The sequence below is a fragment of the Roseomonas sp. TS2 genome, assembly GCF_058833935.1.
Genome location: NZ_JCACVY010000192.1, coordinates 1 through 8091, shown reverse-complemented (window position 1 = coordinate 8091; position 8091 = coordinate 1). Strand labels below are relative to the sequence as shown.

7 protein-coding genes are annotated in these 8091 nt (G+C 73.1%); 2 read left to right on the top strand and 5 right to left on the bottom strand.

Annotation, left to right across the window (positions count from 1 at the left end; all coding sequences use genetic code 11):
* From ACZJYS_RS20725 to ACZJYS_RS20705, 5 genes are all read right to left on the bottom strand, one after another.
* Nucleotides 1-520, bottom strand: a 520-nt coding sequence (locus tag ACZJYS_RS20725; protein ID WP_493180173.1) for a DedA family protein, incomplete at its 3' end; no start/stop codon positions are given.
* Nucleotides 521-530: 10 nt separating this feature from the next.
* On the bottom strand, nt 531-2045 hold the full coding sequence (locus ACZJYS_RS20720; protein ID WP_493180172.1) for a tripartite tricarboxylate transporter permease: 1515 nt from the start codon (nt 2043-2045) through the stop codon (nt 531-533).
* Nucleotides 2045-2494: a tripartite tricarboxylate transporter TctB family protein gene (locus ACZJYS_RS20715; protein WP_379648689.1), complete on the bottom strand. Its 450-nt coding sequence runs from the start codon at nt 2492-2494 to the stop codon at nt 2045-2047. Before ACZJYS_RS20715 ends, ACZJYS_RS20720 begins: the two co-directional genes overlap by 1 nt.
* A gap of 29 nt (nt 2495-2523) precedes the next feature.
* Nucleotides 2524-3858, bottom strand: coding sequence for a sigma-54-dependent transcriptional regulator (locus ACZJYS_RS20710; protein WP_379648691.1), 1335 nt, complete (start codon nt 3856-3858; stop codon nt 2524-2526).
* Nucleotides 3855-5252 (bottom strand): ATP-binding protein, encoded by a 1398-nt coding sequence (locus tag ACZJYS_RS20705; protein ID WP_181378171.1) that lies wholly within the window; start codon nt 5250-5252, stop codon nt 3855-3857. Before ACZJYS_RS20705 ends, ACZJYS_RS20710 begins: the two co-directional genes overlap by 4 nt.
* Nucleotides 5253-5612: 360 nt before the next feature.
* On the opposite strand from ACZJYS_RS20705, the gene ACZJYS_RS20700 reads away from it, so the two are divergent.
* Complete coding sequence (locus tag ACZJYS_RS20700) at nt 5613-6677, top strand: phosphotransferase (protein WP_493180171.1); 1065 nt, start codon at nt 5613-5615, stop codon at nt 6675-6677.
* Entirely contained in the window at nt 6674-7996 is a 1323-nt protein-coding gene (locus ACZJYS_RS20695) for an aspartate aminotransferase family protein (RefSeq protein WP_493180170.1), read from the top strand. The genes ACZJYS_RS20700 and ACZJYS_RS20695 overlap by 4 nt, the downstream gene beginning before the upstream one ends.
* Nucleotides 7997-8091 lie beyond the last annotated feature (95 nt).

The following is an 8091-nucleotide window of genomic DNA, read 5'->3' as shown; positions in this document are numbered from 1 at the left end:
GGAACAGGCCGGTGGTCCAGCCGATGGCCTGCCCCGGCATCAGCAGCAGCGGCGCCCAGAGCAGCGCCGAGGGGATGTTGGCGAGCTGGAAGCGCCCGTGCCGCATGCCCGACAGCCCCGCCACCACGGGGATGAAGGCGCGCAGCGGCGCGAAGAAGCGGCTGAGGAACACCGCCCACAGCCCCCAGCGGCGGAAGCCGAGGCGCGCCCGCGCATAGAGCCGCCACTGTCCGCGTGGCAGGTGGCGCCGCACCATCGCCGGGCCCCAGCGGCGCGCCATGACATAGCCCGTGCTGTCGCCCAGCGCGGCGCCGAGGCCGGCGCCCAGCACCACCGGCCAGGCCGGCAGCGCCTCGCTGACGATGAGCACCCCGGCGGCGAAGAGCAGCGCCGAGCCGGGAATGACCAGCCCCACCAGGGGCAGGGATTCGGTGAAGGCCAGCAGGAAGGCCATCGGCCCCGCCCAGTCCTGGTGCGCGGCGATCCAGGCCAGGAAGGGGCCGATGATCTTCTCCTGCATGGCCCTGCCGTTATTCCGCCAGCGCGGCGGCGCGCTGCCGCGCCCGGCTCTGCCGCACCAGCGCGACGGCGGCCCAGACCAGCAGCGCGGCGGTGACGGCCAGGAAGCCGGCGCTGATCGGCCGCTCCAGGAACACCATGGCGTCGCCGCGCGAGAGCAGCATGGCGCGGCGCAGATGCTCCTCCATCAACGGCCCGAGGATGAAGCCCAGCAGCAGCGGCGCCGGCTCGAACTTCAGCAGTGCCATGACGTAGCCGAAGACGCCGAAGATCATCACCAGCAGCACGTCGAAGGCGCTGTTGTTGACGCTGTACACGCCGATGCAGATGAACATCAGGATGGCGGGGTAGAGGATGCGGTAGGGGATGGACAGCATCTTCACCCACAGCCCGATCAGCGGCAGGTTCAGGATCACCAGCATGACGTTGCCGATCCAGAAGCTGGCGATCAGCCCCCAGAACAGCTCGGGGTGCTCGGTGACCAGCCGCGGCCCCGGCTGGATGCCCTGGATGATCAGCGCGCCCAGCATCAGCGCCATGGTGGCGTCGCCCGGGATGCCCAGCGTCAGCGTCGGGATGAAGGCGGTCTGCGAGGCGGCGTTGTTGGCGGATTCCGGGGAGGTGATGCCCTCGATGGCGCCCTTGCCGAACCGGCTCGGATCACGCGCCACCTTCTTCTCGACCGCGTAGGACATGAAGGAGGCGATGGTGGCGCCGGCCCCCGGCAGCGCGCCGAAGATGGCGCCGACGCCGGTGCCGCGCAGCATCGGCAGGGTGGAATCCTTCATGTCCTTCCCGGTCGGCATCAGCGAGCGCATGGTGATCTTGTGCTGGCTCCTGCCGGCCTTGATGCGGTTGATGCTGCCGATCACCTCGGCCACGCCGAACAGGCCCATGGCCAGCGCCACGAGGCTGATGCCGTCGGCGAGCTGCGGGATGTCGAAGGTGAAGCGCTGCTGGCCGGTCTGCACGTCGGTGCCGACCATGCCGAGCGCGAGCCCCACCAGCACCATGGCGATGCCCTTGACCGGCGAGCCATGCGCCAGCGTCGCCGCCGCCACCAGCCCGAGCAGCATCATCGCGAAGTAGTCCGCCGGCCCGAAAGAGAGGGCGACCCCCGCCAGCAGCGGCGAGAAGGCGGTGAGGATGATGATGCCGAGGCTGGCGCCGACGAAGGAGGCGATGGTCGTCATGGCCAGCGCCACGCCGGCGCGGCCCTTCTGCGCCATCGGGTAGCCGTCGAGACAGGCCACGGCCGCGGCGGGGGTGCCCGGCAGGTTCATCAGGATGGAGGCGGTGGAGCCGCCATACTGCGCGCCGTAGTAGATGCCGGCCAGCATGATGATGGCGGCGGTGGGCGGCACGTAGAAGGTCAGCGGCAGCAGCATGGAGATGGTGGCGAGGCCACCGATGCCCGGCAGCACGCCGACGAAGGTGCCCAGGAACACGCCGATGAAGCAGTACAGCAGGTTCTGCGGCGCGAAGGCTTCACCGAAGCCCATCGCGAGGTTGGCGAACATGTCCATCAGAGGCTCCACCGGTAGGCCGGGATGGGAATGCCGAGGCCCATGGTGAAGACCAGCACGGCGATGGCGGCGAGGCTGGCGGCCAGCACCAGGGTCAGCCGCAGGCTCGGGTTGCGTTCCGCGAAGGCGGCCAGGACAGTCAGCAGCAGCACCGCCGGGATCAGCCCGAAGCGGTCGACCAGCAGCGCGAAGCCCAGCACCGCGATGCAGATGGCCAGGAAGGGCCGCCATTCGGGCCGCGGCAGGGTGCCGGCCCGGAACAGGGCGGGGACCAGGATGATCAGCCCGAACGCCACGACCAGCACGCCGATGGAGAGCGGGAAATAGGCCGGCCCCATCCGCCGCAGCGTGCCCATGTTGTAGTTCAGCGAATAGAGCGCGAACCACGTGCCCCCCGCGATCATCAGCGCGCCGCCGATGATGTCTTCGAAGTCTCTTGTCGCCTTCAACGGATCCTCCCTGCGGATACCTTGGAAACTCAGCCCTTGATGCCGAGGCGCTTCATCCGCTCCCACAGCGTGGTGCGGGAGATGCCGAGCAGCTGGGCGGCGTCGCCCACGCGGCTGCCGGAACGGGCCAGCACGCGCCGGATGTGTTCGCGCTCGGCGGCGTCGCGCGCCTCGGCCAGCGAGAGCGGCGGCGCCTCCTGCGCCTGGCGTTCGGGGAAGAGGTCGGCCGGCTCCAGGCGCGGCCCCTCGGCCAGCACCATCGCCCGCTCGATGCGGTTGCGCAGCTCGCGCACATTGCCGGGCCAGCGGTGCGCCAGCAGCGCGTCGAAGGCCGGCGCGGTCAGCTCCGGCGCCTCCCGCGCGAAGGCCTGGGCGAAGTGGCGCAGGAAATGCGCCGCCAGCGCGCCGAGATCCTCCGGCCGCTCGCGCAGCGGCGGCACCGCCAGCTCCACCACGGCGAGGCGGTAGTAGAGATCCTCGCGGAAGCGGCCCTCGGCCACGCGGGCGCGCAGGTCGGCGTTGCTGGCGGCGACGATGCGCGCCTGCAGCGGCAGCTCCTCCCGCCCGCCGAGGCGGGTGAAGCGCCGCTCCTGCAGCAGCCGCAGCAGCTTGGCCTGCGGCGCCGGGCCGAGCTCGGCCACCTCGTCGAGGAACAGCGTGCCGCCGGCTGCACGCTCGGCGAAGCCGGGCTGGCGCTCGGTGGCGCCGGTGAAGGCGCCGCGCTCATGGCCGAAGATCTGGCTCTCCAGCAGCTCGGCCGGGATGGCGGCGCAGTTGACGGCGACGAAGGGCGCCGCCGCGCGGCCCGCCTCGGCCCGGCCGCTCTCGTGCAGGGCGCGCGCCGCCACCTCCTTGCCGGCGCCGCTCTCGCCGCCCAGCAGCACGGTGGTGTCCACCCGCGCGAGCTTGAGCAGGTGGCGGCGCAGCGTCTGCATGGCGGGGGAGCGCCAGCCGGCGCCGTCATCCGCCGGCCGCAGGGGCGCCGACCAGCCCGAATAGGCGGCGAGCTTGTCGATCAGCAGCTGCGCGGGGAAGGGCTTCTCCACGTAGTCGTCGGCCCCGGCGCGCAGCAGCCGCACCGCCTGCGCCACGTCGCCGAAGGCGGTGACGACGATGATCGGCGTGCCGCCCAGCTCCGGCATCAGCCGGGTGAGCAGCGCCTCGCCGCTGCCATCCGGCAGCCGGATGTCGCAGACGATGAGCGTCGGGCGCTGGCGGCGCAGCAGCACCTCGCCCTCGCGCGCGCTGCGCGCCCAGGCGGTGGCGATGCCCTCCAGCGTCAGCCGCTGCACCAGGCTCTCGCCTAGCACCGCATCGTCCTCGATCAGCACCACGGAGCGCGGCGCGTTGGCGGTCTGGTTCATGGCGTCTCCTCCGCGCGGGCGGGCAGGTGCAGGGTGATGCGGCTGCCGCGCGGCGCGGCCTCGACGCTGATGCGCGCGCCCAGGCTGGCGGCGAGTTGCGCCGCGATCTCCAGCCCCAGCCCGCCCGCCACCCCGCTGGCCTCGCCGCCGGAGAGGCGCTGCTCCGCCTCCGGCGGCAGGCCGCCCGCCTCGTCCTCGACGCTCGCCACCAGGAGCCCCTCGGCCGGGCGGGTGACCTGCAGCCGCACCTCCCGCCCGGCCGGCGTCGCGGCCACCGCGTTGAGCAGCAGATTCAGCAGCAGCTGGCGCAGCCGCAGCGCATCGGTGGGGAAGGGCTCCGGCAGCGCCACCCGCCAGCCGAGGCAGACCTGGCCACGCCGTGCCTCCGGCATCACCAGCAGGCGCAGATCCTCCAGATCCTCGGCGGAGACGGGGCGGCGCTCGCCATCCTGTCGGTGGGTGGCGAGCGTGCTGCGCACCACCGCCTCGATCTGCCGCAGGCCGCGCTCCACCAGGTCGAGCGCCCGCTCGCGCGCCGCCGGGTCGTCGCCGAAGCGCCGGGTGGTCTCCAGCGCCGTCAGCATGCCGGCCAGCGGGTTGCGCACCTCGTGCGCCACGGAGGCGGCGAGGCGGCCGAGCATGGCGGCGCGCTCCCGCTCGGCCAGGCGGGTGGCCAGCTCCTCCCGCTCGCGCAGCCGGGCGGCCATCAGGTTGAAGGCCTGCGCCAGCCGGTTGGCCTCAGCGTCGCGCGGGGTGAAGCCCAGCGGCGCGAAGCGGCCGCTCCCGGCCCGCTCCAGCGCCGCCGTCACCGACAGGAAGGGGCGCATCAGCCGGCGGGCGAACAGCATGGCCAGCCCCGCGGCCAGGGCCGCCAGCAGCAGGTCCACCACGGTGAGCACCCACATCACCCGCTGCTGCCGCCCCACCTGCTCGGGGAAGGCGAGCTGCGCCGCCACCAGCGCCACCACCTGGCCGTCCGCCACCATCTCGCGCTGCGCCCAGGCCGTGTCGCCCGCGGGGTTCAGCGACCACTGCACGCCGGTCAGCCCGAAGGCCATGGGCGGCTGGCCCTGAGGCTCGCCGGCGCGGGCGAGCGGCAGGCCGTTCGGGTCGGCGACGACGATGGCGAGGTCGTTCACCCCCCGCTGGAAGCCCATGCTGCGCTCCAGCGCCGCCTCCAGCCCGCCGAAGTCGCCGGCGCGCAGCCAGGGCAGGGCGGTGCCGGAGAGGCTGTCGATATAGACATCGGCCAGCCGCGAGATCTCGCGGTTCAGCTCGCGCTGCATGATGTGGAGCGCGAGATGCGTGGTGCCGACCGAGGAGAGGAACACCGCCAGCCCGACCAGGAGCGGCAGGCGGACAGCCAGCGACAGGGAAGGAAGGGCGAAGGTCATGGGCGTGCGGCGTGCTCCGTCGGGCCCGCCCCCGCGTGCCCCGGGGGGCGGCGTGGCGGGGCTTTCCCGGTTCATAGCAGGCCCCGCCAGGGCACCCCGCATCGGGGTGGCTGGCGGGAGCCGGCGCGGAGCGGTCTCGGCGTTGCGCATCGCCGCCTCTCTGCAAGTCGCTTGCCAGCGCTGCGCCGCGTTCCGGAACAAGGGCTTGCGCGGGGCGGACGGCTTCCGGTGTCCGCCCTTCCGGCCGCTGCGGGAAGGCGATGTCCGGAATTCCGGACAGGCCGCCCCATGGCCGCGGGCACCGCGCCGGCGCATGATGCCGCCGACGATTCAGCAGAAGGACGGACCGTGGCGGCCAGAATGCAACAGGACGAGGTTCCGGGGGATGAGCTGGGTGCCGTGCTCGACGCCGCCCCCCCGGCGGTGACGGAGGCGGAGGTGGCGGCCCTGGCGCAGGCGCGCTTCGGCCTCGCGGTGGCGGTGCGGCCGCTGACCGGCGAGCGCGACCGCAACTTCCACCTGCGCGCCGCCGATGGCGCCGAATACGTGCTGAAGGTGATCCACCCGGCCGAGGACCCGGCGGTCTCGGACTTCCAGAGCCGGGCGCTGCTGCACCTGGCGGTGGCGGGCGCCACCCTGCCGGTGCCGCGCCTGCATCCGCCGCTCTCGGGCGAGGGGCCGGAGGCGCTGTGGCGCCGCCCGGGCCAGCCCGATTGCCGCGTGCGGGTGCTGGACTATCTGCCCGGCCGCCCGCTGCACCTGGCGGCACCCGGCCCGGCGCAGCGCGCCGCCGTGGGCGCCACCCTGGCGCGGCTGGACCTCGCCCTGCGGGCGTTCCGCCACCCGGCTGAGGACCACGCGCTGATGTGGGACATCCAGCACGCGCTGCGGCTGCGCCCGCTGGTGGCGCAGCTGCCCGGGGCCGAGGACCGCGCGTTGGCCGGGGCGGTGCTGGAGCGCTTCGCCACCCATGCCCTGCCGGTGCTGCCGGGGCTGCGGCGGCAGGTGATCCACAACGACTTCAACCCGCACAACATCCTGGCCGACGCGGCGCGGGACGACGTGGTGGCCGGCATCATCGATTTCGGCGACATGGTGCGCGCGCCGCTGGTGCAGGACCTGGCCACGGCGGCCGCCTACCAGATGGCGGAGGAGGGCCACCCGCTGGAAGGCCCGGCGCAGCTCGCCGCCGCCTTCCACGCCATCTGCCCGCTGGCGGAGGGGGAGGTCGCCATCCTGGCCGACCTGATCGCCACGCGCATGGCGGTGGCGGTGACGATCAGCGGCTGGCGCGCGGCGCGGCAGCCGGAGAACGCGCCCTACATCCTGCGCAACTACCCGCGCAGCCTCGCCGGGCTGCGCCGCCTGGGTGCCCTGCCGCGCGCCGAGGCCCAGGCTTACCTGCGAAAGGCCCTGACCGCATGAGCATGATCAACGCCTACGACCCGAAGGCGACCAACGGCGTCGGCACGCGCGAGCAGGCGATGATCGCCCGCCGGCAAAAGCTGCTGGGCCCTGCCTACCGGCTGTTCTACGCCAACCCGGTGCATCTGGTGCGCGGCGAGGGGGTGTGGCTCTACGACCCGGACGGCAACGCCTATCTCGACGTGTACAACAACGTCGCCAGCGTCGGGCATTGCCACCCGCATGTGGTGGCGGCGCTGGCGCGTCAGGCGGCCACGCTGAACACCCACACCCGCTACCTGAACCCCGTCATCCTCGACTACGCCGAGAAGCTGCTGGGCTATTTCCCCGAGCCGCTCGGCCACGTCATGTTCACCTGCACGGGCAGCGAGGCGAACGACCTGGCCTTCCGCGTGGCGCGCAGCCACACCGGCGGCACCGGCTTCATCGTGACCAGCCTCGCCTATCACGGCGTGACGGTGGCGATCTCCGAGATGTCGCCCTCGCTCGGCAGCCATGTCACCCTCGGTGCCCATGTCCGCACCGTGCCGGCGCCCGACCTCTACCGCGGCGGCCCTGGCGTGGCGGAGCGCCTCGCCGCCGATGTCCGCGCCGCCATCGCCGACATGCGCGCGAGCGGCATCACCCCCGCCGCGCTGCTGGTGGACACCATCTTCTCGAGCGACGGCGTGTTCGCCGACCCCGCCGGCTTCCTGGCGCCGGCGGTGGCGGCGATCCGCGAGGCGGGCGGCCTGTTCATCGCCGACGAGGTGCAGCCCGGCTTCGGCCGCACGGGCGAGGCGATGTGGGGCTTCCAGCGCCACGGGCTGGTGCCGGACATCGTGACGATGGGAAAGCCCATGGGCAATGGCCACCCGATCGCCGCCATGGTCTCGCGCCCCGACATCCTGGCCCGCTTCGGGGAGGCGACGCGCTACTTCAACACCTTCGGCGGCAACCCGGTCTCCTGCGCCGTGGGGCAGGCGGTGCTGGAGGTGATCGAGGGCGAGGGGCTGGTGGAGAACGCCCGCACGACCGGCGCCTTCCTGGCGGCGGGGCTGCGCAAGCTGGCGGAGCGGCACGCCCTCATCGGCGACGTGCGCGGCGCCGGGCTGTTCGTCGGCGTCGAGCTGGTGACGGACCGCGCCACCAAGGCCCCCGCCACGGAAGAGACGGCGCGGCTGGTGAACGGGCTGCGCGAGCGGCGGGTGCTGATCAGCGCCGCCGGGCCGCATGCCAACATCCTCAAGATCCGCCCGCCGCTGGTGTTCCGCCAGGAGCATGCCGAGCACTTCCTGGCGGCGGTGGACGCGGTGCTGGGGGAGATCGGCGGCGGCTGAGAGGGGCGGGGTCGTTCCGGCCCCTCTCCAAAAATTTTCCCTGTCTGTTCTCTTTTTCCGGGGTAGAACGGCGAAGGCCACTTGCCTTCATGTTC

Bases quoted from the DNA above. Each gene is read 5' to 3' on its own strand.
- ACZJYS_RS20695 (WP_493180170.1), top strand. From the start codon at position 6,674: ATGAGCATGATCAACGCCTACGACCCGAAGGCGACCAACGGCGTCGGC.
- ACZJYS_RS20705 (WP_181378171.1), bottom strand. From the start codon at position 5,252: ATGACCTTCGCCCTTCCTTCCCTGTCGCTGGCTGTCCGCCTGCCGCTC.
- ACZJYS_RS20710 (WP_379648691.1), bottom strand. From the start codon at position 3,858: ATGAACCAGACCGCCAACGCGCCGCGCTCCGTGGTGCTGATCGAGGAC.
- ACZJYS_RS20700 (WP_493180171.1), top strand. From the start codon at position 5,613: ATGCAACAGGACGAGGTTCCGGGGGATGAGCTGGGTGCCGTGCTCGAC.
- ACZJYS_RS20720 (WP_493180172.1), bottom strand. From the start codon at position 2,045: ATGGACATGTTCGCCAACCTCGCGATGGGCTTCGGTGAAGCCTTCGCG.